The sequence below is a fragment of the Candidatus Methanoperedens sp. genome, from assembly GCA_027460535.1.
GTDB lineage: Archaea > Halobacteriota > Methanosarcinia > Methanosarcinales > Methanoperedenaceae > Methanoperedens.
This window is the reverse complement of the sequence record JAPZAR010000024.1, coordinates 32,092-58,328: the sequence shown is the minus strand read 5'-3', so window position 1 is coordinate 58,328 and position 26,237 is coordinate 32,092. Positions and strand designations below refer to the sequence as shown.

Annotated in this window: 28 protein-coding genes and 1 pseudogene; 7 read left to right on the top strand and 22 right to left on the bottom strand. The window is 44.5% G+C overall.

Annotated elements, in window-relative coordinates; translation table 11 throughout:
• The first annotated feature begins 18 nt into the window (after positions 1 to 18).
• The 3 genes from O8C65_10140 to mqnC are packed head-to-tail and all read left to right on the top strand — an operon-like array spanning position 19 to position 3,244.
• Positions 19 to 681 carry an NAAT family transporter gene (locus O8C65_10140; GenBank protein ID MCZ7357283.1) on the top strand — a complete coding sequence of 221 codons (663 nt, stop codon included), beginning with the start codon at positions 19 to 21 and terminating at the stop codon, positions 679 to 681.
• Positions 682 to 2,160 (top strand): dihydropteroate synthase-like protein, encoded by a 1,479-nt coding sequence (locus O8C65_10135; GenBank protein ID MCZ7357282.1) that lies wholly within the window; start codon positions 682 to 684, stop codon positions 2,158 to 2,160.
• Positions 2,147 to 3,244, top strand: coding sequence for a dehypoxanthine futalosine cyclase (mqnC, locus tag O8C65_10130; protein ID MCZ7357281.1), 1,098 nt, complete (start codon positions 2,147 to 2,149; stop codon positions 3,242 to 3,244). Before O8C65_10135 ends, mqnC begins: the two co-directional genes overlap by 14 nt.
• Before the next feature lie 117 nt (positions 3,245 to 3,361).
• Here the strand turns inward: mqnC and O8C65_10125 are convergent, their stop codons facing one another.
• The 11 genes and pseudogenes from O8C65_10125 to O8C65_10075 form a co-directional block, all read right to left on the bottom strand.
• Positions 3,362 to 3,679 (bottom strand): nucleotidyltransferase domain-containing protein, encoded by a 318-nt coding sequence (locus O8C65_10125; GenBank protein MCZ7357280.1) that lies wholly within the window; start codon positions 3,677 to 3,679, stop codon positions 3,362 to 3,364.
• Positions 3,680 to 3,872: 193 nt separating this feature from the next.
• Complete coding sequence (tnpA, locus tag O8C65_10120) at positions 3,873 to 4,382, bottom strand: IS200/IS605 family transposase (GenBank protein ID MCZ7357279.1); 510 nt, start codon at positions 4,380 to 4,382, stop codon at positions 3,873 to 3,875.
• Between the two features lie 130 nt (positions 4,383 to 4,512).
• A complete protein-coding gene (locus tag O8C65_10115; protein ID MCZ7357278.1) occupies positions 4,513 to 4,806 on the bottom strand; it encodes a HEPN domain-containing protein in 294 nt (97 codons plus the stop codon).
• A 1-nt stretch (position 4,807) separates the two neighbouring features.
• Positions 4,808 to 5,248 carry a nucleotidyltransferase domain-containing protein gene (locus O8C65_10110; GenBank protein ID MCZ7357277.1) on the bottom strand — a complete coding sequence of 147 codons (441 nt, stop codon included), beginning with the start codon at positions 5,246 to 5,248 and terminating at the stop codon, positions 4,808 to 4,810.
• Positions 5,249 to 5,267: 19 nt separating this feature from the next.
• Positions 5,268 to 6,986, bottom strand: coding sequence for a restriction endonuclease (locus O8C65_10105; GenBank protein ID MCZ7357276.1), 1,719 nt, complete (start codon positions 6,984 to 6,986; stop codon positions 5,268 to 5,270).
• Positions 6,987 to 7,033: 47 nt separating this feature from the next.
• A complete protein-coding gene (locus tag O8C65_10100) occupies positions 7,034 to 7,648 on the bottom strand; it encodes a precorrin-8X methylmutase (protein ID MCZ7357275.1) in 615 nt (204 codons plus the stop codon).
• The gene (cobJ, locus tag O8C65_10095) at positions 7,638 to 8,399 is read right to left on the bottom strand and encodes a precorrin-3B C(17)-methyltransferase (protein ID MCZ7357274.1); all 762 of its coding nucleotides are present in this window, start codon (positions 8,397 to 8,399) and stop codon (positions 7,638 to 7,640) included. The genes O8C65_10100 and cobJ overlap by 11 nt, the downstream gene beginning before the upstream one ends.
• Positions 8,374 to 9,240, bottom strand: coding sequence for a cobalt-precorrin 5A hydrolase (gene cbiG, locus O8C65_10090; GenBank protein ID MCZ7357273.1), 867 nt, complete (start codon positions 9,238 to 9,240; stop codon positions 8,374 to 8,376). The genes cobJ and cbiG overlap by 26 nt, the downstream gene beginning before the upstream one ends.
• Positions 9,233 to 9,964, bottom strand: coding sequence for a precorrin-4 C(11)-methyltransferase (gene cobM, locus O8C65_10085; GenBank protein ID MCZ7357272.1), 732 nt, complete (start codon positions 9,962 to 9,964; stop codon positions 9,233 to 9,235). Before cobM ends, cbiG begins: the two co-directional genes overlap by 8 nt.
• A pseudogene (locus O8C65_10080) lies at positions 9,953 to 10,549 on the bottom strand (cobalt-factor II C(20)-methyltransferase). Before O8C65_10080 ends, cobM begins: the two are co-directional and overlap by 12 nt.
• Positions 10,543 to 11,067, bottom strand: coding sequence for a methyltransferase domain-containing protein (locus O8C65_10075; protein ID MCZ7357271.1), 525 nt, complete (start codon positions 11,065 to 11,067; stop codon positions 10,543 to 10,545). The pseudogene O8C65_10080 and the gene O8C65_10075 overlap by 7 nt, the downstream one beginning before the upstream one ends.
• A gap of 175 nt (positions 11,068 to 11,242) precedes the next feature.
• Between O8C65_10075 and O8C65_10070 the strand changes: the two genes are divergently transcribed.
• Entirely contained in the window at positions 11,243 to 11,590 is a 348-nt protein-coding gene (locus O8C65_10070; GenBank protein MCZ7357270.1) for a hypothetical protein, read from the top strand.
• 37 nt (positions 11,591 to 11,627) lie between these two features.
• Here O8C65_10070 and O8C65_10065 read toward each other — a convergent pair whose 3' ends face one another.
• Together O8C65_10065 and O8C65_10060 are read right to left on the bottom strand one after the other, a co-directional pair.
• Positions 11,628 to 12,152 (bottom strand): 3-isopropylmalate dehydratase small subunit, encoded by a 525-nt coding sequence (locus O8C65_10065; protein MCZ7357269.1) that lies wholly within the window; start codon positions 12,150 to 12,152, stop codon positions 11,628 to 11,630.
• Positions 12,153 to 12,242: 90 nt separating this feature from the next.
• The gene (locus O8C65_10060) at positions 12,243 to 12,896 is read right to left on the bottom strand and encodes a hypothetical protein (GenBank protein MCZ7357268.1); all 654 of its coding nucleotides are present in this window, start codon (positions 12,894 to 12,896) and stop codon (positions 12,243 to 12,245) included.
• 164 nt (positions 12,897 to 13,060) lie between these two features.
• On the opposite strand from O8C65_10060, the gene hisA reads away from it, so the two are divergent.
• Complete coding sequence (hisA, locus tag O8C65_10055) at positions 13,061 to 13,783, top strand: 1-(5-phosphoribosyl)-5-[(5-phosphoribosylamino)methylideneamino]imidazole-4-carboxamide isomerase (GenBank protein ID MCZ7357267.1); 723 nt, start codon at positions 13,061 to 13,063, stop codon at positions 13,781 to 13,783.
• Positions 13,784 to 13,788: 5 nt separating this feature from the next.
• Here the strand turns inward: hisA and O8C65_10050 are convergent, their stop codons facing one another.
• The 7 genes from O8C65_10050 to O8C65_10020 form a co-directional block, all read right to left on the bottom strand.
• Positions 13,789 to 14,301, bottom strand: coding sequence for a nicotinamide-nucleotide adenylyltransferase (locus O8C65_10050; GenBank protein ID MCZ7357266.1), 513 nt, complete (start codon positions 14,299 to 14,301; stop codon positions 13,789 to 13,791).
• Position 14,302: 1 nt separating this feature from the next.
• Entirely contained in the window at positions 14,303 to 15,664 is a 1,362-nt protein-coding gene (locus tag O8C65_10045; protein ID MCZ7357265.1) for a Coenzyme F420 hydrogenase/dehydrogenase, beta subunit C-terminal domain, read from the bottom strand.
• Between the two features lie 6 nt (positions 15,665 to 15,670).
• Positions 15,671 to 16,651, bottom strand: coding sequence for a 5,10-methylenetetrahydromethanopterin reductase (gene mer, locus O8C65_10040; GenBank protein ID MCZ7357264.1), 981 nt, complete (start codon positions 16,649 to 16,651; stop codon positions 15,671 to 15,673).
• A gap of 84 nt (positions 16,652 to 16,735) precedes the next feature.
• Positions 16,736 to 17,359 (bottom strand): MBL fold metallo-hydrolase, encoded by a 624-nt coding sequence (locus O8C65_10035; protein MCZ7357263.1) that lies wholly within the window; start codon positions 17,357 to 17,359, stop codon positions 16,736 to 16,738.
• A 1,455-nt stretch (positions 17,360 to 18,814) separates the two neighbouring features.
• Positions 18,815 to 19,252: a Fic family protein gene (locus O8C65_10030; protein ID MCZ7357262.1), complete on the bottom strand. Its 438-nt coding sequence runs from the start codon at positions 19,250 to 19,252 to the stop codon at positions 18,815 to 18,817.
• 31 nt (positions 19,253 to 19,283) lie between these two features.
• Positions 19,284 to 21,302, bottom strand: a complete 2,019-nt coding sequence (gene metG, locus O8C65_10025) for a methionine--tRNA ligase (GenBank protein ID MCZ7357261.1) — start codon at positions 21,300 to 21,302, stop codon at positions 19,284 to 19,286.
• 108 nt (positions 21,303 to 21,410) lie between these two features.
• Entirely contained in the window at positions 21,411 to 21,722 is a 312-nt protein-coding gene (locus O8C65_10020) for a divalent-cation tolerance protein CutA (protein ID MCZ7357260.1), read from the bottom strand.
• Between the two features lie 68 nt (positions 21,723 to 21,790).
• On the opposite strand from O8C65_10020, the gene O8C65_10015 reads away from it, so the two are divergent.
• Entirely contained in the window at positions 21,791 to 23,488 is a 1,698-nt protein-coding gene (locus O8C65_10015; GenBank protein ID MCZ7357259.1) for a site-2 protease family protein, read from the top strand.
• 163 nt (positions 23,489 to 23,651) lie between these two features.
• Here the strand turns inward: O8C65_10015 and O8C65_10010 are convergent, their stop codons facing one another.
• Both O8C65_10010 and O8C65_10005 read right to left on the bottom strand, forming a co-directional pair.
• A complete protein-coding gene (locus tag O8C65_10010) occupies positions 23,652 to 24,518 on the bottom strand; it encodes a twin-arginine translocase subunit TatC (protein ID MCZ7357258.1) in 867 nt (288 codons plus the stop codon).
• 1 nt (position 24,519) lies between these two features.
• Positions 24,520 to 25,332: an aspartate dehydrogenase gene (locus O8C65_10005; protein MCZ7357257.1), complete on the bottom strand. Its 813-nt coding sequence runs from the start codon at positions 25,330 to 25,332 to the stop codon at positions 24,520 to 24,522.
• A 78-nt stretch (positions 25,333 to 25,410) separates the two neighbouring features.
• On the opposite strand from O8C65_10005, the gene nadC reads away from it, so the two are divergent.
• Positions 25,411 to 26,223, top strand: a complete 813-nt coding sequence (gene nadC, locus O8C65_10000; GenBank protein ID MCZ7357256.1) for a carboxylating nicotinate-nucleotide diphosphorylase — start codon at positions 25,411 to 25,413, stop codon at positions 26,221 to 26,223.
• Positions 26,224 to 26,237 lie beyond the last annotated feature (14 nt).

Sequence of the window (26,237 nt, the reverse complement as noted above, 5' to 3'; positions counted from 1 at the left end):
AAAGGAAGTATATCATTAATGCCCGTGAACCTCTCTTCAGAAATTACCTTTTTTATCCAGGCTTTTTTAGCCATATTTTCGATAATCAATCCGGTAAGCGGCGTAATGGCCTTTATTTCAATCACTTCGCGCATGAGTAAAGATGACAGGATCTATGTTGCCAGGCGTTCTGTGGTGATCGCCTGCATTATTGCCATCATCTTCGCTGTATTAGGTGTTTTTATCCTTGACCTATTTGCGATCACTGTGGATTCCCTGAGAGTGGCAGGAGGTGTTTTGCTTTTCCTGGTTGCAATAGACATGATATTCGCAAGACCAACACGCGAGAGCATCACTACGGAAGAATTATCGTATGCAGAGCACAGGGAAAACATCTCAGTCTTCCCGATGGCGATGCCCATGTTGACGGGGCCGGGGGCGATTACCATGATAATTCTGTATACCTCTACCAAAGCCCAGGAGTTCGGGATAGACATGGGGTTGACAAAATTAATGGTAATAGTAGCAATACTCATTACTTTTTTTATTACCTTTTTGATTTTCAGGTTCTCCGATTATTTTACAAGAGTGGTTGGAATGACGGGTATGATGGTAATGACTCGACTGATGGGCCTATTCCTGGGGGCGATCGCGGTCGGCTTTATTTCTGATGGAATAAGAGGGCTCTTTGGACTGAAATAAATGAACATCCTTGTCGTAACAGGACGGCTGGCGGAGAGTACCGTAAAGAAATCGGTAAAGGGTGAAGCGGACGTGCTTGTTCTGGATATAGACGTGGCTGCGTTCACAACCCCTGCCCTGCTTAGAAGGGCTCTGCCCGCAAAGAAATATGATCTGATACTTATTCCGGGTCTGGCATCGGGCGATTATTCTCGGCTGGAAAATGAGATAGGGGCACCTATCCGCCTTGGCCCTAAACATGCATTCGATCTCGGTTTTATTCTTTCATTTGCAGAAGATACGACTTTCTCTACCAGAGTCCCTGCCTGTGAACTGCTGATAGAAAAAAGACGCGGCAGCGCTCTTGAAAAGATCGTTGAGCTTGAGGATAGTGCTAATTTCTCTTTGATTTTGAAAGGAGTAAAGCTGGGTGGGAATTCGCGTATGAAAGTGATGGCCGAGATAGTGGATGCAGGCCATTTATCGCAACATGATCTGACCAATAGGATTTCATATTTTGCAGCACAGGGAGCAGATATCATCGACCTTGGCATTTCACTGGATACCACACTGGAAGAAGCAAGGAAGGCGGTGGAAACAGCCAGCTCGGTTACGTCTCTGCCTATCAGTATCGATACTCTCGAACCGGATCTGATAAATGCTGGCCTGGATGCAGGAATAGATATCGTGTTGAGCCTGAATTCTGAAAACATCAGCGAGGTAAAGGAGAACATTGTCAGGAACTCTGCAGTTGCTGTAATTATCCCCGATTGTTCATGTGAACTGGAAAGCCTGTTCAATAATATCGAATCGGTTAAGAACTTCGGAATAAAGAACATTATTGCCGATCCCGTGCTTGATCCTCCGGGTCACGGGCTTGTGGAATCTATTGAAAGGTATTACGAGTTCAGGAAGCGCGATACGACAACGCCATTATTTTTCGGCGCGGGGAATGTGACGGAACTCATAGATGCCGATTCACCCGGGATCAATGCCATGCTTTGCGGTCTTGCAATGGAACTTGATGCCGGCATCCTGTTCACGCCTGAATTCAGCGATAAATCACATGGCAGCGTCTCGGAATTAAAAACAGCATCTATGATGATGATGCTTGCACGGGATCGCGGCAGCGCTCCCAAGGACCTCGGATTTGACCTTCTGATCGCCAAGGAGAAAAGAAGGCGGGAATTCGGCACGATGCCTTCCCATCCCGTAGAGGCCATTGGCGGTGAAGAATGGCATCTTGACCCCGCCGGCTGCTTTAAAATTGAGATAACGGGTGAAGAGATAAGGGATGGCAAGATTTATCCTGGAAAAATAGTAGCTAGAAATAAAAATAAATCCATCACAGGTGCAACGGCCAGAGATGTCCTGGACACCATAACCAGGCTCGGTCTCGTTTCCCTCCTTGACCACGCAGGTTATCTGGGAAGAGAGCTAATGAAAGCCGAACTTGCCCTGAAATTCAAAAGGAGCTATTCCCAGGATGACAAATTTTGATATGATAAGAAAATTTGCGGATGATGATAATTCTTCTGAGATACTGAAGAGCGCACTGGATGGCGGGGGACTGAAAGAGGGGGTGGAATTGCTCGAATCAAGAGCCCTTAACCTGATCGGCGCAGCAGCGGATGAATTGCGTAAAAAGAGCAACGGGGATCTGGTCACCTTTGTGGTGGACAGGAACATAAACTATACCAATGTATGCTCTTCTAAATGCAAATTCTGTGCGTTCTATAGGGAACCTTTGGCAAATGATGCCTACGTCCTGACGATCGAGGAGATACTTTCAAAGGTGGGTGAGGCAGTTCGGCTCGGCGCGACCCAGATCCTGCTCCAGGGGGGATTGAACCCGTCTCTTTCTATCGAATATTATGAAGAAATGCTGCGTCGGGTCAAAGGCAGGTTCAATATCCAGATGCATGCATTTTCGCCGCCTGAGATAGTGCACATCTCAAAGCTTTACGGGGCAGGCATTCCGGAAACGATCTCAAGGCTTCGCGATGCCGGGCTTGATTCAATACCGGGAGGAGGTGCCGAGATACTCGATGACAGGGTGCGGGGCTTTGTTTCGCCCAATAAGATCGGATGGAAGAAATGGCAGGAAGTGATGCTTGCTGCCCATTCACTCGGGATTCCGAGCACGGCAACGATGGTGTTCGGGCATGCCGAAACCCTGGAGGAAAGGATAAAGCACATTATCAGGATTCGCGAGATGCAGGAGAAATATAATGGTTTCTCGGCTTTCATACCCTGGAGTTTTCAATCGGAGAACACGCAGTTGACCGGGAGCTCGACAGGCATCGATTACCTGAAGATGGTCGCGGTTTCGCGCATCCTCCTTAACGGGTATATCAAGAATATCCAGGCTTCATGGGTCACGCAGGGACTTTCAGTGGCGCAGGTGGCATTGAACTACGGCGCAAACGACCTTGGCGGGACAATGATCGAGGAAAATGTAGTGAGGGCGGCCGGTGTGCCTTTTCACAGCAAGAGCATTGAGGAATTCGTGCATGTGGCTAAGAAGCTGGGGCGGCCGGTTGCCAAGAGGGATACGCTGTACAATATTTTGGAGCGGTACTGAAATATCGGTAATGAAAGATTTAGGGGCCGATAGTTTCAAGCATTCATTAGAGCCCGATATACCTTGTCCATAAGTTCATAATGATCCTTACTTTTTCGGTATCATCTCGTATCAAAGTCAGTTTTTCCATATCTTCCCCTCTATCATCACTTTTTCCCTGAATGCTTGTGAAACTTTAGATATATCTATCACATCGACTTTATAAGGAATGTTCATATCCTCAAGTTTTTCTTTTAAGAGGATCAATTTTTTCCGGTCATATTTATTCTTTGGCAATATTCCTATGTCTATGTCCGAGCACCTTTCCGAGTCTCCCCTTACTCTTGAGCCAAAGAGAAGAATTGTGACATCTTCTCTTTCGAAGGCATCAAGCACTGCTACTTTTACCTGCTCCAGGCTTTTTTCATAAATCTGCGCCGGTGGGGTTTGATTCATAAGTAATCCATACCAATGCTATATTTCTCTTTTAAAAATTTTCTTATAGATTCCAAAATATTGTCCGCTTTCCTGTAAGCATCATCTGCATCCTGCTTAGAATATTCTCGTGAAGGAATCCATATCGGTCTCTCTGCACTGGAAAACAACGGGTACCTTGATTTTGTTGCCTGTCTCTGTAAACTACTCAGGGCTAAAGCCCTGAGCGTTTATGGTTGTCTGGGGTTCCTATGAAAAAGTCGTTTATTGTTTTCTGCGACGGAAATTTCCTGTATACCTCATAGTCTATGTTTGCCCAGTGTTTCCCTTGCTGTCGATTTATATAGTACTCCACAGATTCACTTGTTACCCTGCCAACTGATTCGTAAAAATAACCATCGCTCCAGAAAGAGTCACCATATTCTTTTATTCTAACATGCTCCCAATATTGTTCACGAAGCTCCCTTGAGCTTGCTCCCTTGAAATATTGGGCAATCTGCGGAACACTATATTTCTTACAATTGCCAACAAAAAGATGAACGTGATCTGGGCCGAATTCCAGAGCACGAACGATTATTTTGTATTTCACGGCGATTCTGAGGAAAGATTCCTCACAAGCCTTTTTAAGGATAACATCCCTAAATACATCACGTCGGTATTTCGGCGTGAACTGGAAATGGTAGTTACTCTCGCCAAGGCTATGGCTATACCTATCGAATTCCATTGAATACCTCCAGTATTCGAGAAGCTTCACGCTACCCGAAAATTTGTTTGCGGGAGGACAGTTGCATATCCTCTCGTATCCTAATTACGGAGTACTATTGAAAAAACGATGGTACCAATTCATCCCCGCCTTAAAAGGCGGTGGGGTTCTTGATACCACGAACTAAATATTTTGTATCGCGTATTAAATTTCGTATATCAGGCATCGCAGGAAAGGCTTGAATAAATCTATCAGAAATCCAATGATCATCGGTTATTACAATCCCGGTTAAAACAAGGCAGGCTTTCATAGCTTTTTCAACCGCTTGTTGCGAATGATAGATCGACCTGCTGAATTCGGTTCCATCCAGCAGCAATTTTGCAGACCTTATGTCGGATTGGGCTTCAATCATCAATGCATCAAAAATTTGTTTCACATCAACCACTTTATATCACCGCCAAACCAGGGATTTTCCAGACACCTTCTTCGATTTTTTTTGCATGCAAGCGTTGAATATTTTCTTCAAAATATTTCAGTAATCGTCCAAAGAAGTTATTTTCATCATAAACAATTTCATTGGCGTCATAAATTTCAAGCATTAATGGATAAACCGAATCGATTGCCCGTGATATCTCATCTCTGCCCATAAGAGTCATATGAATTGGAGTAGCATATTTTAATTCGATTTCTTCTGTGAGTTCCAGAATCATTTTATCACGAGCTCTCCAATCTTTGATGGGAGCTTCGCAAACGACGAGAACATCTATATCAGAAGTACTTGTAAAGGTGCCCTTGACTATGGAACCAAATAAAACAATTGAAATGAGATCTTGGCTAAACTTTTGTTTAAGTACGGCTGTTAGTTCCGGGATGAGTTCGGTTTTCATTTGAATTACCTTAATTTAACTAGCAGTTTTTACATATGGTTTTCTTAAAAATTAAACTACCTTCTTTTCGTGTACAGGATGTGCAGACGACTTTACCACATTTGTCGCATTTTGTCATATGCTTATTGCAATGATTTTCTCCACATAAAGGACATTTCAGCAAACAGCTATCACAAATAGCTTCTCCGCATTCTACACATTTGTTCTTAATATGTTCTGTGCAAAATCTAATTTTGCATCCGATGCATTGAATACTATGGTTTTCACAGAACCAGGAGCCGCAAGTCGGACATTTGAAGACGTGATCTTTACAGAGAGCTTTCCCACATACATCACAGACGGCCACATTTTTCTTTTTTATAAAGTCCTTGAGTAAGTGTTTATTACAATTTGTTATATTGTCTGCAATAACTGTTCCACCATTGGCAGAAATGACCCTTGTATAAGTGTAATCCCCGCTTTCAAATTCTACTTCCCATTTTGGCACATGAATAAGCTGAATGTCGTTAATGGTGACGTCTTTCCGCGAAGGTTTTAGAGAACATTCCCTTATATCAGGCATCTCAAAGTCTATCTCGTCCTCATCCTTTCGTTTTTTCTTTTTTGTGGGAACTTCATACTCTACAGTTTTCGTATTTTCTTGCACAACATAGTCGATTGTTTCTCCTCTGGCAACAACTTCGGTTATCTGTGGAGAGAGCTTGATTACTTTATAATTGTCTGGCTGAGTTATAGATAGATCTCTTTCTGGATTCTGGCCGAGTTCTTTTTTAAGAACACCTGTTTCTTTTTCTTCTTTCTTTTCCTCAGCAGATTTGCCGAGAAAACCGAGAGTTACCGATTTCACAGCATTAGTTACCATGTCTTTAGGTTTTTGGGGGCTTTTTATCAAAGCATCCTCAATAAAGAATCCTGAATCTGTCAGTCTATGTTTTCTCTTAATCGGGTCTGTCTGAACGGAGTTGAGTTCATAATAAACTTTATAAAAAGGTCTCCATATTAACTTGGCGCTGGAAATTTCAACTTTGTTCTTATTCTCAAAATCAAGATTTGCTGCATAATTATAGTCAATTTTGACTGGTAAGTAATATTTGAAGTCTACTTTATCTCCCACATTGAGCCTTCCGACGCTGAGTTCATAAAATTTCTCATATACTGTATCGCCATCCCATAATTCCAAACATGCATTTTCACCCCACGACTCAGCCTCGCTCGAAAAATCGCTGTATGCTACAAAAAGACCGTTTCGAATCCGAAGGTCTTCCAATTTTGAAACAAAGTCTCTAACGTCCTTGACAGGAACCGAATTTGTGTAGTTCTTGCATTCAACTGCGATCTTCTTCTCTATTCCCTTATACTTTTTAACGGCAAGAATATCGATTTCAGACTTTCCCTTTTGACCTTCTAATCTAAGCCTTCGTTGCGTAAAGTATCCTTTAGCCTTTAAAATTTCCTCAACAGTATCCTCAAATTTAAATCCTAAAGCATATGCATTTTTAGCAGTATACTCAGACTCTTCAGTTTCCTCTTCATTTACCACTTGTGGAGGTGAAAGCTTCTGCTCTTTGTTAGTATTTTCAGGTTCTATTTGAATTTTGGATTCTTCACTTGTCTTTTTTTCTTGAAAATTAAACCCGCAATTAGGGCAGAATTTTGCGTTTTCTATTTCTATTTTTCCACCGCAGTTTGGACAAAAATTCATTAGCATCCCTCTTTTAACCCAAGGATTATTATCCAAGCTTTGTTTGTATATAAGTCTTCTTATCTTAATAAGATTTCAATGCATTAATGGTGCTCAGCCATCTCCACCAGCTCATTGACCACAGCAACCGCCACAGGCGTCCCGCCGCGTGTACCCACGCAGGTGATGGAAGGCACATCAAGCTCCCTCACGCGCTCCTTTGACTCGGCAGCATTCACGAATCCCACTGGCGTGGCCACAAGCAGCGCCGGTCGGAGCCCGCGTTCTATCATCCCGCACACTGTGAGTGCAGCCGATGGTGCATTACCGATTACGATTATGGCACCTTCAAGCTCTTTTTCAAGCGCCATGAACCCTGCCGATGTCCTTGTAACGCCAGTTTTCCCGGCTATCTCCTCCCCTGCCTCGAGCACGCATCTCACATCGCATTTGTGTCCCCTTTTCGTTATCCCTACCTGAGCCATTTTTATATCCGTGAATATCGTTGCGCCTTTCCTGACGGCTTTGATTCCGGCTTCCACAGGCGTATTATTGAATCTCATCAGGTCAGCAAACGCAGGGTCACCCGTAGCCATCACACAGCGCTGCCTTATCCTGTCCTCCGGCATATCACCTTTCACGATGCTGCGAACTATCGCCCTACTCTTTTCACTGATCTCCCGTGCTTCCTTTGTGCGCGCCCCAAAATCAGTACTCATATTTCCTCTGATACCCCCTGGGCGTTATTATCCTGTTATCCCACAACCTTGATTCGCTGTTCCCCACAAGCACAATCGTGCTCATATCGATAGCATCATCGTATTCCATAATTCTTCCAAGCGTTGTGGCGATAACGGCCTCTCCTTTCCGTGCTGCGTTTTTAACGATTCCAACAGGTGTTTCATCATTCCTGAATTTTTTAATGATTTCCATGGCTCTTCCAAAGTTCTGCCTGCGATTCCTGCTTTTCGGATTATAAATAGCTATCACGAAATCTGCTTCTGCGGCGCTATTAAGGCGCCGCTCTATCAATTCCATTGGTGTCAGGAGATCGCTCAGGCTGATCACCGCGAAGTCTGAAACCACTGGTGCCCCGAGAAGCGAAGCTGCAGCGCTGAGCGCTGTCACGCCAGGGACGACCTCGATCTCTATATTTCGCTCTTTCTCCGCCACTTCCATGACCAGCCCCGCCATTCCATACACATTGGCATCACCTCCGCTGATTATTGAAACGATATGTTCTTTCGAGAGTCCAACTGCCTCTTTCGCGCGCTCAACCTCTCCACCCATTCCGCTTCTTATTATCTTTGAATCTTTTATGACCTCAGCTATCTGGTCTAAGTACGTTCCATTACCGACGACGTACTCGGATTCAAGCAGTGCCATTTCCGCTTTTTTCGTAAGATGTTCGGTCGAACCGGGACCGATGCCAACAATGTATAATTTACCGTGCGATCGCGATGGTGACATTTCCGTATATCCTTTTTTTCAGAAGTAGTTTTTTTTCTTCCGAGAGTGCAAGGGCTGCGGGCTCGCAAACTCCGTTCAGTCCGAGGGCTTTTGCCTTTGAAATTGTGGGTACTTTTTCTGAATTGATAAGGTCATGAGATACGAACTTTATCTCTTTTCCAATTTCAGAAGCAGCATCAATGATACCATGTTCATTTTCCTTGATCCTAGCTGAGGCCAGATATTTCACATCCTCAAAACTTGCATCTATCTCTGAAAGCGCTTTTGTTATTGCCTCCATTACCTCGTTCTTGCTTACACCGCGATTTGAGCCGATCCCCACCACCAGCCCGTATCTTTTCAAGACAGTGACATTATCGTCCAGAAGTACGATCTTTGGACCTTTAATTCTTAAGAATTCAACATCTTTCTCAAGTAAAGCCATATTCAAACCTTTTGTGGATTCCCTGTTTAATATCCGACATCCGAGTTTTTCCGCGATATGCTCGACCGATTCTTTTCCATTTATTTCAGTTGCGGTGGTTATAACAGGGATTATTCCCAAACCTGCAAGCTTTTTTGCCAGGTCGTTCCCTCCATGGTGACCTCCAAGTACTGGAATGGCAAAATTCAATCCTGAATCCACGACCACAACTGCGGGGTCATCCCATTTATCATGCAATAGCGGAGCTATACCCCGAACAGCTATACCTGCTGCCATTATGGCTATGATCGAATCATACTCGAAAGCTTTTTCGAACGCGTCCCTTGAGTATATGATGATCTCCCCGCCAATGGATTCCTTTATCTTTTCTGCTGCCGCAAGATTACGCGGGAATGTGATGATTGCCACTTCACCCATAAAGATGCGACCTCCTGTAGTTCGCGGGAGAAAGCACATTGCCTATGATAATCATTGCGGATTTATCGATCCCCAGGGCTTCGACCTTATCTGCAATATCTCCCACAGTGCCCAGAACCACCTTTTCATCTTCCCATGAGGCATGATAAACCACTGCAGCCGGCGTTTCCTTTGGATATACGACTTCTTCCGTGATCTTCCTCAGTTTATCCGTTCCAAGGTAAATCGCCAATGTTGCATTATGGCGGGATAGTTCCCTTATCGAGTCTCTCTCAAGCGTCGCTCCTGCGGGTCTGGTGATGATCAGCGTTTCCGTTATTCCATTGAGCGTAAGCTGCGTCTTGAGGGCAGCGGCAGAAGCGAAAAGAGAGGTAACCCCCGGGATGATTTCTATGTCTATCCCTCGTTTTCTCAGCCCATAGATCTGTTCGATTATCGCTCCGTACAATGAAGGGTCGCCGCTGTGCAGTCTTACAACGGTCTTGCCTGCCTCGACGCCTTTCGCAAGGACATTAATGATCTCTTCAAGCTTCATGCCGTGACTGTCCAGCACTTCGCCTTGCGAATAATTCAGGACGTCAGGGTTCACGAGCGAGCCCGTATACATTACCAGGTCCGCAGATTCGAGAAGTTCGCGCCCTTTCACGGTGATATATTTGGGATTGCCCGGGCCAGCACCCACAAAATATACAGGCTTTTTGGAACCATTGTCTCGCTTTGCCACAAGAAGGCTGAAATAATCACCTTTTTGCGGGAAATCTCTGGTCACTTTTTCATTTTCCATGAAAAGGCGCTGCGCATAGACGATATCAATAAATCCTTCTTCCACCAGTTCATTTTTTATTTTTTCAGGATCTTTTGCTTTCAGGATAATTTTCGTCCTTACAGGTGAGCCGTCGCTTACAACAAAGGACCCGTCAATGCTCGTGTTTGTCTTTGCGGCCTGGGCTGTTATCGCGCTAACGCCAGGGATCGTGGATATTTCGATTTCAGGGTATTTCTCCTCGATTTTCCTCCTAAGGTGCGAAAAGGTGGAAAAAAAGTTGGGATCCCCAATTACCGCAAAAGAGACGATGCCCTTTCGTGCCTCCTCAGCCACTATCGCTGCGTTACGTTCCCACAATTTTGATAATTCTGCCTTATCCTGGATCATGGGAAAATCAAGGATCTCTGCTTTTGAATAGGGTTCAACGAGTTCCTCGGCGAGTTTTCCCGGCACAAAAACTTTCCTGCTTGCCTTGAGCGCCTTTATGGCCGCAAGTGTAAGAAGGTCAGGATTTCCCGGCCCGAGACCCACGCCTATCAACATGATCCGCACCCCACGATCAGAAAAACAGGGTTTTCGGTTCTCAGCATGGTGCCTCCTGCGAGTTCACTTCCTCTAGATATTTGTAGCTGCAATAATTCCCTGAATTTATTGTTGTCTTTTAGAATTCCAAGCGCCAGAGCAGCAGTCTCGATCCTCGCCGCGCTCACCACGAACCTTGGGACTCTTTTCATTAAAACTTCAAGCACGTGTTCAATATTTTTGCTGCCTCCCAGGAATGCGCAGTCGATATCCAGGCCGGAAAGAAGAAATGAAGCCTCACCATTTAGAAATGTGATGTTCGTCGCTCCACATTCTTTGATGTTCTCAACCGACGCGCGAATAGCCTCATCCCTGTTATCGATGGCGTACACATGCTTCACTCTTCGAGAAGCGCTCATAGAGACCGACCCGCTCCCGCATCCAATATCTGCAAATATATCTGTGGGTTCAAGACATAGTTTGGATAAGGCAACGGCAATTACTTCAGGTTGCGTGGGAGTTCCGCTCGGAAATAACATCACATATCAACTCAAATTAAATTGTGTTAAATCAATTCAACTTGATATAATGCTTGCTGTGGATTCATGGTCAAGGGAAAATACCGGGTATCCCGAGGGAATTTTAAATTTAGATATACTTAAATAGATAGATAACATAAAATGGAGCCAGGAGGAAACTCCGGGAGGATACTGAATGAAGCTTAGTAAACAAAGTCTGATTATTGCAACGATTGTACCGATCATATTTGGAGTCATAATTCTTTATAATTTTATGTCTGCGATTAATATATTGCAGCCGCTTGGACAGTCTACAGCACTCATCTACAATGAATTAGTCATTATAGGGACATTATCATTCCTGGCCCTTGCGGTATACTGGTGTATAATGATGTACCTGATATATCTGCTCCAGGAAAATCTGCTTCTGCTGGATGCCAATCTGGACAAGGCAGCAGATATTGGTGCAAAGCACCTCACAGAGTCAAAGAATTTGCTGAATCAGGTCATTAGCATCCTGAAAAGATACGAAACAAGCCAGTAATATGCCTGGAGCATATTACTGATTTTTTTAAACTTTTTTATTGAACGATTTTTTTAGCGAAACCTATTAGGCCGCCCGCATCAACTATGCCCCTGACGAACTCAGGCAGCGGCGTGGCCTGATAGGTCTCTTCTTTTGTTTCATTCTTGATGAGACCTGATCTAAAATCAACCTCTATATGATCTTCTTCTTCAATATTGTCGGTATCGGGGCACTCAAGAAGCGGGAGACCGATGTTGATAGCGTTCCTGAAAAAAATGCGAGCGAAAGATTTTGCTATGATGCATTTGATCTTAACGCCTTTCAGGGCAAGGGGGGCATGTTCGCGCGATGAGCCGCAACCAAAATTAAAACCTGCAACAATGATATCTCCTTCTTTCACGCTGCGTGAGAATTCAGGCCGAACCCCTTCAAAGGCATGTTTAGCAAGTTCATCGGGTTTGTTTATCGTCAGGTACTTGCCAGGTATAATTGCGTCTGTATCAATGTCATTTCCGAATTTCCATACGTTCCCGGAGAGCTTCAGGTCCTGTTTCAGATTAACAACACGTCTTTGCTGCATGACAGGCTGAATTGCCTGCATGGATTATAACCTTTATTCTGCACCCCTCCAATTAATACTTTCAACTAATGAAAAAAATGAAGATAGCGGTTACTTCACCGTTGCCGGGAAATCTGTGTATTTGATGCCTACCCCGGTTTCCTTGTTCCATTGTTCTATAATGCTTGCATCTTCCTGGTATAGCCCGAAATAGCTTGAAAGATAGTTGTTCCTGGGGTCATCGAATATGTCGCCGTACTTGAAATCCTTGAAATCATTGATGATTGCAGGGGTCATGGGATCGATGATATAATAATTCACTCCTTTTATATTGATGTTTGGAAAGGAGCTGTTCCCTCCTGTTATTACCATAATTGCAAGGTTTGCATTGTTGACCTTATTGGGATAACCAAAAATCACTTTTGTGTCAATACTATAGGTTGTTCTCAGGTGATACCACAGCAATGTGGTAGCCCTCGGATGACCAAGTTTTGCAGCGAGTCTGCCCCACTCTTTCGATTGAAGTAGATTGAGCTCATCGGATATTTTTTCTATAGGCGCTATTTGGATCAATTCTTTGTTCTGGGTTTGTGGTTTATCCTGCGCTTCAATAGCCTGTTTATATTGAAGGCATCCACTTATCAGGATACTAGCAGCAAAAATTAAGATTAAAAATATCGCATTAAGGGCATACCTTTTTCTAAATGCCTTTATTGCCATACTTCGACCTCCATGGAACTCCGCAATATTTTCTGGCAGTTCCATAACAGTATGTCATTACTTACAAAGTATAAAAATCTATTGAATTTATTAACCTTCTGTAAATCTGCCTCAGCATGGTGAAATCAACCTATGCAAGAGTATATTCCTGCGCATTATGAGTGGGAGAAATGCTTATTTCATGCAGCGCCATAGGGTCGATGACCGCAATGTTCAAAGTGATCCCTGCCATCGACCTGAAAAATAAAAAATGTGTCTCATTAGTCCAGGGTATCCCGGGCACCGAGCGCGTTTCTCTTGACGATCCTCTTGCTGTGGCCTCAAAATGGGTAACCGAGGGGGCAGGCGTGCTTCATCTCATCGACCTTGACGGCGCCATAGAGGGAAAACGTTTGAACAGCCCAATAATCCGATCCATAGTAGGTAATTACAGCGTTGAAACACAGGTAGGCGGGGGAATAAGGTCAAAAGAGGATGCTGCAGGATTCCTTAATATTGGCGTGGACAGGGTTATCCTGGGCACTGCTGCTGTAAACAATCCTTCTATTGTGGAAGACCTCGCACACGAATTCGGCGGAAAGCGGGTCATGGTAGCCCTTGATTCCAAAAACGGGAAGGTAACTACTCACGGCTGGGCAAAGAGTGTAGCTTATACGGCGGTTGAGCTCGGCAAAAGGTTCGAGGAACTCGGGGCCGGGAGCATTCTTTTTACGGATATCAATACTGAAGGGCTTCTGAAAGGAGTAAACCCCGCACCGACCAGAGAACTTGCAAAGGCGCTGAACATACCTGTAATAGCATCTGGTGGCATTACTACTCTTTCGGATATTGCAGCTATAAAAGGAACCGGGGCAAAAGGCGTTGTGGTTGGCGCTGCCCTGTATGTAGGGAATTTTACATTGCGCGAAGCTCTGGAAATGGAAGAGAGTTGATTATCTCAATCCTGGTCTGATTGGACTATTGTTCTCAGCCTTTTTTCCCCGTCAATTCCCCGGATGATCTCAACCACCTTCCTGGGGACAAAATGCTCCCATTTATCCCCTTCAAGCATCCTTCGCCTTATCTCGGTTCCTGAGTAGTTATTCCTGTGAAAAAGAGGAGACTGCTTGACTTCGATACCGGCTTCGCTCAGCAATTCTATTACGAGCGGATTGTTGGTATAGGCTATTTCGAACGTAGGTACCATGGACTTCACATGGGATACCCACAGCGAGTTTCGCTGAATATCCTCTATGGGTATGACATAATGTTTTATATCGAATTCTTCAAGCGCCCTTGAGACCATGAGCACCCTCTCGCCCGCTGTGAATGGGTTCTCTTTCTCATGGCTTTTCTGAGCGCTTCCTATCCCGACAATGATCTCGTCCACTTCCTGAGCTATCTGCTTTAAGACCGCATGGTGCCCCAGGTGATAGGGCTGGAATCTTCCCAGGTAGAGTCCTCGTCGCATATTATTCTTCTTTCTTTACCGCTGGCTGTTCTGCCGCCGGTTTTGGTGGAGGTGGCGGCGGGGGAGGCGGTATTTTTGCGATCTTTTCCGCACCCCATGGTCTGATAGGATCATCGCGGCTCCATATCTCTTTCAGGAAGGCTCGCCAATCCCATTTATTGTTTTTGTGCTTCATGGCAGCAAGCTTCTTGACGATGTCGAGAACTATAGGTTTATCTGAATACTCTATATCAGTAACCTTGTTGAGGTACTTCTCCCCTTTCTCCGTCCTTGTGAATATGGTGCTCCATCCGTCATCTGAGCCAACTGAGCCCACGGATATATCTGCATAATACGATGTATAATCCTGGCAGAAGTGGCATCCATGTCGCGCCATTGGGGCAACGACTTTAATTGGCACTTCCTTTGTCTCTTTGGTAGTCTCGACAATGAAATTCCCTTTATGGAAATTCATCTTCACGACATCCCTGACATCAACGCCCATGATCTTCGGTATAACCTCGGAGAACATGATCTCTTCTGAAAAGCTTTCCATGCAGATGAGACCTATTATCAATTCTATCCTGTTGAAATTCTCCCTGAAGAGATGCGCCCCATGCACCTGGCATGGTACTCCCACCAGAGCCACTTTCTTATATTTCTTCAGGGCATTCTTGATGGGTTCGATGAAAGTCCTGTGTGCTTCCTGCATGGAGCCATCATGTGAAATGAGGGGTGATTCCGCGGAATCTATGTATGCCCGATGGATATCCCGCATCGTGGCCACGACCGGTTGATAAGTGTATTTTGTGCCGCTCGCCCGGGCAACATCTTCGGGGCTTGTGAATGTAACTATCTTTGTGGACCATTTGTCATTTCTGACCACGCCGATAGCACAATCAATCTCCCCCTGCTCCAGCAGCGATTTCAATATCTGCGATACAACAGCACCGTCCTGGCCATGAAGGGTCTTGCTCTTCCCGGCTTTCATAGTTCTAATGTTGTTGAACTCGTCTACCGGAAAACCATCGAGCAGCGGGCACACCCTTTCGCATGCATAGCACTGAACACAGGGATTCGCTTCGTTCTTGAAAGGACTGTTTCCCTGGAAAAGGACTTCTGTCTTCAACTCCACTTTTCTATAATTGTTCTTATCCTTTGTGGCATCCAAAGGTTCCCTACGGACCACAGGTGCATTCACAGGGCATATGGCCTCACATGTGCCGCAGGAACAGCAATAGTTGTATTCCCTCACGTCTGCGATTTTCGGAAGCCCCACATTTGGGGCATGCATATCTCCCAGTCTTGTCAGCACCTGGGTCTGGTCAGATTTAAGGATCCCCCTGGACACAGGAGGACCTTCTGCGGGAATATCACTGTGCATTTGCACCTATTTTCCTCCGATGATTTCCTTGCCTATCAACTTTATAGCCGTTTCCTTATCAGGACCGATCGGAGAACCTGCAACTATCTGGGTGACACCTATTTTCTTCAATGCTTCTACCTTTGCCTTGCAGTCGGCGGGTGTTCCGCATATCGAGAAGGAATCGATCATTTTGTCGGTAACGAGTGCATTCAAGCCTGCGAAATCTCCTTTAGCTATGGCGTCGCCTATGGTTTTCTTGGCGCTGACATCGATACTGTGCCTCTGGAGAACTGTGTCGGGTGAACCTGCAACGATGAACGCCACAACTACCTTGGCCGCACCTTTTGCCTTTTCCGCGTCCTTGTGTATGGAGAAGCATGCGTACGCGCCCACATCCACGGTCTTGGGATCCCTGTTTGCAGCTTTGGCTCCTGCGGCTATCTGCTTGATAGCGAACTCAAAGTCTTTAGGGTGGGACGCATTTATGAGAACACCGTCAGCGATCCTGCCGGCAAGCTCAAGCATTTTTGGTCCCTGCGCTCCCATATAGATAGGGATGTTCCCTGTCTTAAAGGCCAGTTTCGCGCCACCGATCTTTACCCTTTTTCCATCCTGCGATACTTTTTTCCCTGAAAAGAAAGCCCGCAGCGCAGATATGCTCTCGCCAATGGTTGTCATGGGCTCTACCCATTCTATGCCCATGGCGTCGAAGGTTGCCTTATCCCCGGGGCCAATGCCGAGAATTGCTCGCCCTCCGGAGATCTCATTGATCGCGCCAATGCTCTGGGCTGTGATCGCAATATTCCTTGTATAAGGATTTGTTACCCCTGTCCCAAGTTTAATCCTGTTGGTGTTCATAGCCAGAACAGCAAGTGTGGTATAAACATCCCTGTTGTTATAGTGGTCAGTTATCCATACATTATCGAACCCATTCTCTTCAGCAAGCTTTGTGTAATATGCAAGCTTCAGAACGGGGTCAGCCGGTACAAATTCGATACCAAACATATATTTCCTCCTAAGTAAAGGTCAATCGTCTTTTCTTATTTAAAAGCATATTGGTTTTATCCTGCGGCCAGGATGAAATCTGTCCTAATCTGAGTACTGTTCGGCCATGATCAAAGACAATCCTATCTGTTCATTAGCATCTTTCATCACAGTATCACCATGCCCGGGATACATAATGCTGACATCAAGGTGGGTAAGCTTTCTTATTGATTCGATCAACTGTTGTGTATTTCCACCGTGCAGGTCGGTGCGTCCGAAGCCCCCGTCCTGGAATACGGTGTCTCCTGAAAAAAGTATTTTTGAGACGGCGCTGTAGAGGCATATGCCACCCGGGGTGTGCCCGGGAGTATGGAGCACCTCAAGTTCTCCAAAGACCTCGCCTCCCTCCAGAAGGATATCGGGGGTAATTTCCGGGGGTCTCATACCAAAGAGGTCTGAAGCGCTGGAACGTGGGCTGTTAAGGAGCGGGGCATCGTCCCTGTGGATGGCAATTTTCGCGCCTGTTGCTTCGGCGACACCTTTTGCTCCAGCGGAATGGTCATAATGGCAGTGTGTGAGAATAATAGTCTCAAGTTCTTCAGGTCCAATATATTTTCCAAGCTGGGCGATTATCGATCCGGAATCCATGCCCGCATCAATAAGTATTGTTCCATCCACCAGGTACGCGTTCGCATCGTAGGGAGAATTGTTTAGTTTAATAACCTGCATACAAATCCCTATAATGTGAAATAATTTATAAGTATGCAAAAGAGATCATGACAATGTAGAAAATATTTATAAGCAAAGACAATTATATTATCGTTGGGGCATTCGGCATCGCATCCATCCCCTCCGATGTTTCTGATTGCCCCCTTTTGCTATCCGAGGAGATGATAGGATTGTTCTATCCCCTATTTGTGAGCGAAGAGGTTTGTTTTGGATTAATTGTCGCTCAGCTCTGAATCGGTGGGGCATTGGCACGGGGGTGTGTGAGGGGCTCTATCGTTTATTCGTTGTTTGGCTTTGTCGGCAAAATGAGGCAAGAAAATATAGAAAAATTTGCATAAGTCGCCGGACGGATTAAAATCTTGAATAAAATAATAGATAGGGATGATAGAGAAAAACATGGCGATTAGTCAAAAATTAACTTGTGTTTGGAGGTGCCATGTTAAAAATCCAACGATTATTATTTAAAATATAAGTAATATATTGTTTTTGATGTTTAATTATGGTATCGTATCTATAAAAATACTAATTGTTCCCATATTGATTGCTTTGTTATCATTTTGAGTCTTAATATAAATGTTTATAGTGTAGTTGCCAGGGAGAATTTTCATAGTTGATACGCCAGACTCTGAAAAAAATAAAATGGTTTTGCTCTTTTCTGTATTACCTTCTAATAAAAAAGGTAAGTATGGCGTCGTTGCAACATAATTCACATTTTACTGTCGATATTTTAGTAAATCAGATAAATCTAATTCCACCAGAGGTTCATATTTTATATTCATGTTTTGATAATTCACAATTAGATATACTTCATCAATAACTCCGGCTTTACTTCCTCTATTTACGAATTCGATTGGGACAATCAAATTTAAAATATCTGTTTCACCCTTAGAATTAGGAGTAACATATACCCCGTTAGCATAAACATTGAGTTCAAAGGGTTTTAATTCATTTACTGCAAGAATATCGGATATAACTAATGAAATAACGGCTATAACTAATGAAATATCTTTATACCACGGTCTATCTTTTTCTTTTCCATTGTTTATATATGCAAATTAATATTTATTCTAAATGGTAACAAATATTTATATATTTATCTGTTTTTTCATTTAAACCGCTTCGTTAACCGTTGTCTCAATGGAATTTTAGTCACAATATGAAACGAAAAATGAAAGTATTTTTGAGACAATTGGCAAAGTCGTAAAAAATCACCCAACCCTCGTCCCTTCCTTAACCCTTTTCATCGGCAGCAGCAGCACTGGGCCCGAAGCATCAGCAATGATTATAAATAGAATGCAATTCAAGTACAGGCAATGGCGAAACAGCAGCAAAAACAACGGATTCGCTCTACATCTGCTATGGTAAAACCAGAGGATTCCGACAGAGACTCTGAGTTGCAAGCAATAAATCGTATTCTTGACCGCAGGTATGAAGTTTTAGTGGAGTTGGGATAGTCTATCTGATATGCGCCCTAACAAACTCCAGGCATAGTGAAAATACCTGGTTATCGGCTTCTTTTAAGACTCTTGTAGGTCTTTCTTCATAAGTTCCATATTCCTGCAATCTTCTGGTATAGAGTTCCTTTCGGAACTGGTATGCTTCTACAGCCGTATAATCGAAGCTGTAGCCGTTCTTTTCTAAAAATCTTTCCGTTGCTGTCAATGCTGTTCTATGGTTGGCGTCCGGGAATGCCTGTAACAGAATTATATTTTTAAGATAATACGCTGCAATCTCTACCACAGCCCTATTCTTCGGTGTAAGTTCGATTAACTTCTGAAGTTCACGAATCTTGATGGGATAGTCTTCACTTCCAGTGTACTCTATTCGAGGGTCTTTTGAAGCACGTATTTTTATCTGCTCATTGATATCTAACAGATTTTCTAATGTTAACAAGTTAAGAGGCATAATCAAAGTCTTAAAAAAATCATCTCACTTTCGTCCCTTCCTTAACCTCTTTCTCAGGCAGCAGCAGCACCGCGCCCTCACCATCACCAGCCAGTATCATCCCGCGGGATTCCACGCCGAAAAGTTTCGCAGGCTTCAAATTCGCAAGCACCGCAACCTGACGCCCCACAAGTTCGGAAGGTGCATGGGACTTCGCGATCCCTGCAACAATCTGGCGCTTCTCACCTATGTCCACCTCAAGCTTCAGCAGTTTATCAGAACCCTTTATATTTTCAGCCGATAATATTTTTCCAATCCTTATATCAAGCTTCTGGAATTCCTCAAATGTGATCTCGGCTTTTTCCTTCCCTGCCTCAAGCTTATTCTTCTCTTTCGCTATTGCTATCTTAATCCTTCTATCAAGGATCGCCTCCATCTCTTTGATCTTCTTATCCTCAATCTTAGTGAATAATATCTCAGGAGCTTTAAGTTCTCCTGCAGGAATCTCTACGAGGGCATCTTCAAGCCGCGTGGAATGGACGTCACCCTGAAATCCAAGCAGCTTCCAAGCCCGTTCCATATTTCCCGGAAGTATAGGCTCAAACAACAAAACGAGCGCCTTTCCTATCTGAAGGCAGTTTTTCACTACATGCCCGCATGCTTCCCTATCAGTTTTAATGAGCTGCCAAGGCTCATGCGACTGGAAATATGCATTGCCATACTGGGCAAGTTCCATCATCGCGTCGGTGGCTTTCTTGAATTCGTATTCATCGAAAGCCAGTATTACAGAGTTGATCGTTGCTTCGATTTTCTCAAAAATTTCACTATCCACTTCGCCTTCAGGTATCTCCCCAAAATTCTTGTGGGCGAAATGCAGCGTCCTGTGAAGGAAATTCCCCAGCGCTCCCACAAGCTCGTTATTCACCTTGTCCTGGAACACTTTCCATGAAAAATTCAACTCTTTCGTATGCGAGGTATAGTTGGCAATGTAATATCTGAGGAGATCCGGATGGAAACCGTGGTCGAGATAGTCCTCATCCACCCACACTACATATCCCCTGCTCTTTGAGAACTTCTTATCGTCAATCTTCAGCATGCCTGAGGCAACGACTGCCCACGGCTGGGTGTATCCCGCGCCCTTTAGCATCGCAGGCCAGAAGATGCAGTGATGATATGTGATATCCTCGCCAATGAAATGTATTATGCGCGAGCTCTTTCGCCAGTATTTTTCCCAGTCGTTCCCGCTGTCTTTCGCCCATTCCTCGGTGAACGAGATGTATCCGATGGGAGCATCCACCCAGACGTACACAACGAGGTCGTCATGCCCCGGGAAACGTACACCCCATTCCAGGTTCCGTGTGATGCACCAGTCTTTCAGTTCCTTTGCCCATTCCTTTGCATAGTTTATAGCATTGGATGTGCCGCCGAGCTGGTTCAGGTATTCGGAAAGAAAGCCTCCGAAAGCTGAAAGTTTGAAAAAGAAATGCTCCTGCTCGCGATACTCAGCAGGGTTGCCGCATATCCTGCATCTTGCGCTCTTTATTTCCCCGGGTTCAAGATGCTTTCCGCAACCCTGGTCGCATTCATCCCCGCGCGCTACCGCGCCGCAGTATGGGCAGATGCCTTCAACGTATCTATCGGGAAGGAACCGCTGGTCATGTGGGCAATAAGCCAGCCGAATGATCTGTGGATAAACATATCCACGCTCAATAAGAGTTTCAACGATGTTGTTCGTCCTTGCGTGGTTCGTTGGCGAGTCAGTATTCCCGTAGAAGTTGAACTCCACCTCCATCGCTTTGAAAATCTTCTCAAAATGTTGATGGTACTTATTGACAAGGTCTTTGGGTTTAATACCCAGCTCCTCCGCATTCACCACTATGGGGGTTCCGTGGGCATCGGACCCGCAGATAAAGACGGCATCCTGTCCCTGTTTTCTAAGTGCTCTCACAAAGATGTCGGCAGGAACATAGGTGCGCAGGTGACCTATGTGGCACTTGCCGTTGGCATAGGGAAGGCCGCAGGTTACAAGAACGGGTTCTTCTGAGGGGAAGTTGGACATGGGTTGCTTACATGAATGTTCTTTATAAAATATGTTTCTGTGGAAAAAGAATGCGATTGAGACTGGCCGCTCTTACTTACGATTCAGATGATGCTGCACTCCTTCATATTAACCATCCACGGACTCATTAATCCATTTAAGATATTCTTCCGAACCCTCCCCGAGTTCAAAAGATACAACGCAAGGCACCTCATAGCTGTGTATCTCTTTAACTTTTTTCTTGATAGCCTTCACTTTGCCAGTTTTCGTTTTCACAATAATCCCGATCTCATTCGCTTCATCGATCTTATCCTTCCATCTGAAGATCGAAGTGATGGGAAAAATATTCACACATGCGGCGAGGCGTTCCTTGATAAGTGTCCTTCCGATGCTCTTTGCCTCATCCATATCGCCAGCGGTTATATATACGATTGAAAACATTAACTCACCCAAACTAATATGCTTGACATACTTAATAGTTTATTTGGATTCCCAGGGGAGACGGTTAGTTGAGTACCCTCGATATTATTCTTGTTATTTTCTTTCTCTACTGGCTTTTCGTGGCTCTCCTTGACAGGCGAGGAATACTTAGCAAATACAACATCTCAGCTTACGGGCCTATATTGATGATACGTACGCAAAAAGGTCAGATATTCCTCGATAAACTCGCGGTCCCTAAAAGGTTCTGGAGATTGTTTGCCAATATCGGTCTTCCGGCAATGCTCATGGGAATGCTTGTCATGTTGCTGATGATATTGTTCGTTGATTACTCCATGATAAGGTCTTTCCAGACACATACAGTCCCTCCTCCCAGCAAGTTCAATGAGCCGCGCAATATCTTCCTTATCCCGGGAGTGAACGAGTTCATACCTCTCTGGTATGGCATCATTGCATTGCTTGTAACGCTTGTAGTGCATGAGTTCTCGCACGCCATACTCTGTAAAGTGGAAGGCATCAAAGTAAAATCAATGGGCATACTGCTGGCTGTACTTCCGATCGGAGGATTTGCAGAGCCAGATGAAGAGCAGCTTCTTGGGAGTAAGGAAGAGAAAGGCGGGACTCAAGAAGAAGCAGGCATAGAACCCAAAAAGCTCGCGACGCGCAGCGAACGGGTAAGGGTACTTACAGCAGGCGTTATGGCTAATTTTGTCACTGCATTTATTGCATTCATACTGTTCTTTTCCATACTCGGCTCGCTTGCTCCTGTGGGAGACGTAATGATAACAGGTGTTGTGCCAGGATACCCTGCAGAACAGGCAGGCGTGAGACAGAACATGATCCTTGCAGGAATAGACGACAAGCAGATCAGTACCGCAAATGACTTCTTGGCCTATGCAAAGACCCTGAAACCGGGAAGTAATGTCAGTCTGAACCTGGTTGATGGAGGGGTGAGAAAAGAGATCAAGCTCGTTTCAGCATCGGGCAATGAAACAAGTGAAGGCGTAGTGGTATTCAAAGTAGTTGAAGGCTCTCCTGCAGAAGCGGCAGGAATAAAATCGGGGATGGTTCTTGTTAAGATCGGCGAGGCCGATATCAATTCTATAGATGATTTTATCACGTTCATGAATTCCACCTCAGCAGGTGAGAAATTAGATATATATCTCATGAGCAACAGCTCGGTGAATGCATCCAGGTTAGTGTTCAGGAACGTGGAGCTGGTCAAATATCCCTACGAAAAGGAGGCTAAAAAGGGTTTCCTGGGGGTCTCTTATGCGCCACAAGAATCAGCCACGAGCTATTCCGTGGGTATAACTATAGGCCAGTTCCCGGCTAAGAACTATCTGCTTGTGCTGAAGAGCATCCCTTCATTATTGACCGGGTTCAGCGGGTGGATCCTCCTGTTCAGCCTGCCTATTTTCGGTCTCACGGGTGAAGGCTTCCCAGGATTTTCAGGCCTGATAACCCATTTTTATGAGCCTGCTGGCTGGGCAATCCCTCTTGGAACAAACATATTCTGGATATTGAACATCCTGATGTGGATTGGCTGGATGAACTTTTATGTCGGTCTTTTCAACTGCCTTCCGGCAGTTCCCCTTGATGGTGGGCACGTCTTCCGGGACGTTCTGACATCATCTCTATCAAGAATCGTGGGAAATGGCGAAAAGGTTGAGCGCATATCCAATGCGATCGCGGTTTTATTTGCGGTGCTGATTCTTATATCGCTTGTCTTTGTGACGTTAGCACCATACGCTGCCCAGTCATTTTAGTGCGTTCTTACGACTTTGTTTTAAGAAAATTCAATATTTGTGACTCGAAATCCACGAAATCGTCAAGATGATCTTCCAGGATATCAAAGACCCTTTCATATAAAGACATATAAATGTGAAGCTGTTCGAGTCAAGGAATTTTATTTTTTGTAAGTAGAACCTATTATTTTCCAGTAAATCTTATCACCAGTAGACTGATTTCATAAAGGACTACAAACGGCACCACTACCATTATCTGGCTGAAAATGTCTGGCCCTGGGGTGATCCATGCTGCAACAACCAGCAGAATGATATACGCATGCCTCCTATAATAAGAAAGCGTCTGCCTTGATATGATACCAAAACGAACCACAAGAGTCATTATTAGAGGCAATTCAAAAGCAAAACCTATTATTATCGAGGTCATAACTACAAAATAAATGAACTCGTATACAGAGTAGTTTTGAATTGCTCCAATATTCAAAGTCTCTTGGTTTACATAATCCTGGAAAAGTGGAATCATAATAAAATATGAATATCCAACCCCTAACAAAAAAAGTACGATAGACGCAATTATTACGGATATTATTAAAGACTTATTTATGGATATTACATTTGGTAATCTCCCTTTCAGTTCTTTATAAGCGTAGTAAATAATAAGTGGGGTTGCAAGAAGTACTCCAAATATTAGAGACATCTTGAACTCAAGCATCGGCACTTCCAGCGGAGTTAGCGTCACAAATTTTGGTTCACGTAAATTTAAGTTTTGAGATATATTTATTAATTCAACTGAGAACTTTGTCAGGTTCTGGGCAATAATAGAATTATTGACATCTTTTGAGATCAAAGAGAGATTACGCGATATTTCGATTAGCTGCTTAGTAGCATTGAGTTGATCAGGTGGGCTCAGACTAAAATGATCTTCTATTTTTTTAATTACATACCCCATATATTGGAAAGAAAAGATTGCACCGGCGATAAAAACACCGGCGATGTAAAACAGCTTTCTTTTCAATGAAGCAATAATTATCGCAAATTCTTCAAATGGCATCTCAAGTTCCCACTTGGAGCGGTTCACTTATCTTCTTCAGCGTGGCTATTGCCGAGAGTGCGGCCAGATAGCTCGTTCTGGGATTGTCAGGCGAAGGAACATTCTCAACTTTACAGGTGAATTTCCCGAATTCCCCTTCCACTGAGATCTCATGTATGTTCCTTGAAGTCTCAGGATCGACAAAAATCCTTACCCGGGTTTTCTTTGTACCTATTCCAGCAAGGCTCAATGAGGCCGCAACATTGACATTCGCGGGGAATGCCGCAATTGCCTCTTCCGCACTTCCTTCGAAGAGGAGGGTCTTTTTTCGAAAAGAATCAAGATCGATGTTGTTCTCAATGACAAATGGCGCTCCTTTCAATCCCCCGGGATTTTTTGTGGTTGTGAGGGTGACCATATTAACATGGGCCATTGAAGCGGATTTCAAGCCATCAAGACCGGCGATCGCACCTGAAGGTATGTAGATCCTGGATGCGTTAGCGGCTGCAATTTCCTTAAGCCTGAATAGCAGGTCAGGATCCGTCAAAGCTCCCACACTCATAACCATAAGGTCTTTCCCGCAACTCAGCACCATGGCCCCGAAATCCAGAACAGCCGCCTGCGAAGCGCACTCAACCACGATGTCGGATGCGGCTATCAGGTCAGCGGGAGCCAAGCTTCCGGGTCTGACTGCAAGCAACCCGATCAGCTTCTGGCAGCGCTCAGCGCTCCTGTCATAAATCCCCACCAGTTCTGCATTTATGAGCTTTGAATCAATTGCCTTACAGATCTCTGTACCGATGGCACCGCAGCCGATTACTCCGATTTTCAGCATTATACTCTTCTTGATTCCTAATACATTGACAGTAGTATATAAGTAATTTGAAGAACCAATAGCAATTGGTGGCATATCATGTTAATGACAGAGCTTGAACGTTTCATCGAAGAAGATGTGGGTTATAATGATGTCTCATGCAGCATAATCCCGGATTGTAAAGTTCACGCGGAAGTAGTATCAAATGAAGAGGGGGTTATTGCGGGTCTTTCCGAAGCGACCCAGATATTTGAATATTTTGAGATATTCGCGACCACAGATCTTACCGAAGGTTCGATTGTAAAGAAAAAAGATGTGATTTTTACCCTTGAAGGCGGCGCAAGGCAAATCCTGAGGGCAGAGAGGCTTGCATTGAATTTCCTCGGGAGGATGAGCGGTATAGCCACATTGACCCGTAGATATGTCGAAAGGGCGGAAGGTGCCAGGATCGCGTGCACCAGGAAGACCACACCAGGTTTCAGGAAATTTGAAAAAAAAGCCGTAATAGCAGGAGGAGGAGACCCTCACAGGTTCAACCTTTCAGATGCTGTAATGATCAAGAACAATCATATCGCGGTCCTGGGACTTGAAAAGGCGGTGAATAACGCAAAACGGCTATCGAGCTTTACCCAGAAAATAGAGATTGAGGTAAGGAATATCGATTCTGCGGTCAGTGCAGCCGAAATGGGAGTTGATATAGTCATGTTCGACAATATGGATGCGAACGAGATCAAGAGAAGCATTGAAATGCTGCGCAATAAAGGGTTAAATGACGGGGTTTTTCTCGAGGCCTCAGGTGGCATATCGCTTGACAACATAAGCGATTTCGCAAGAACAGGGGTCGATGTCATTTCAATAGGTGCACTCACACACTCATCCAGGTGGCTCGATATAAATCTCAGGATTAAATGATACTCTTTTTAAAT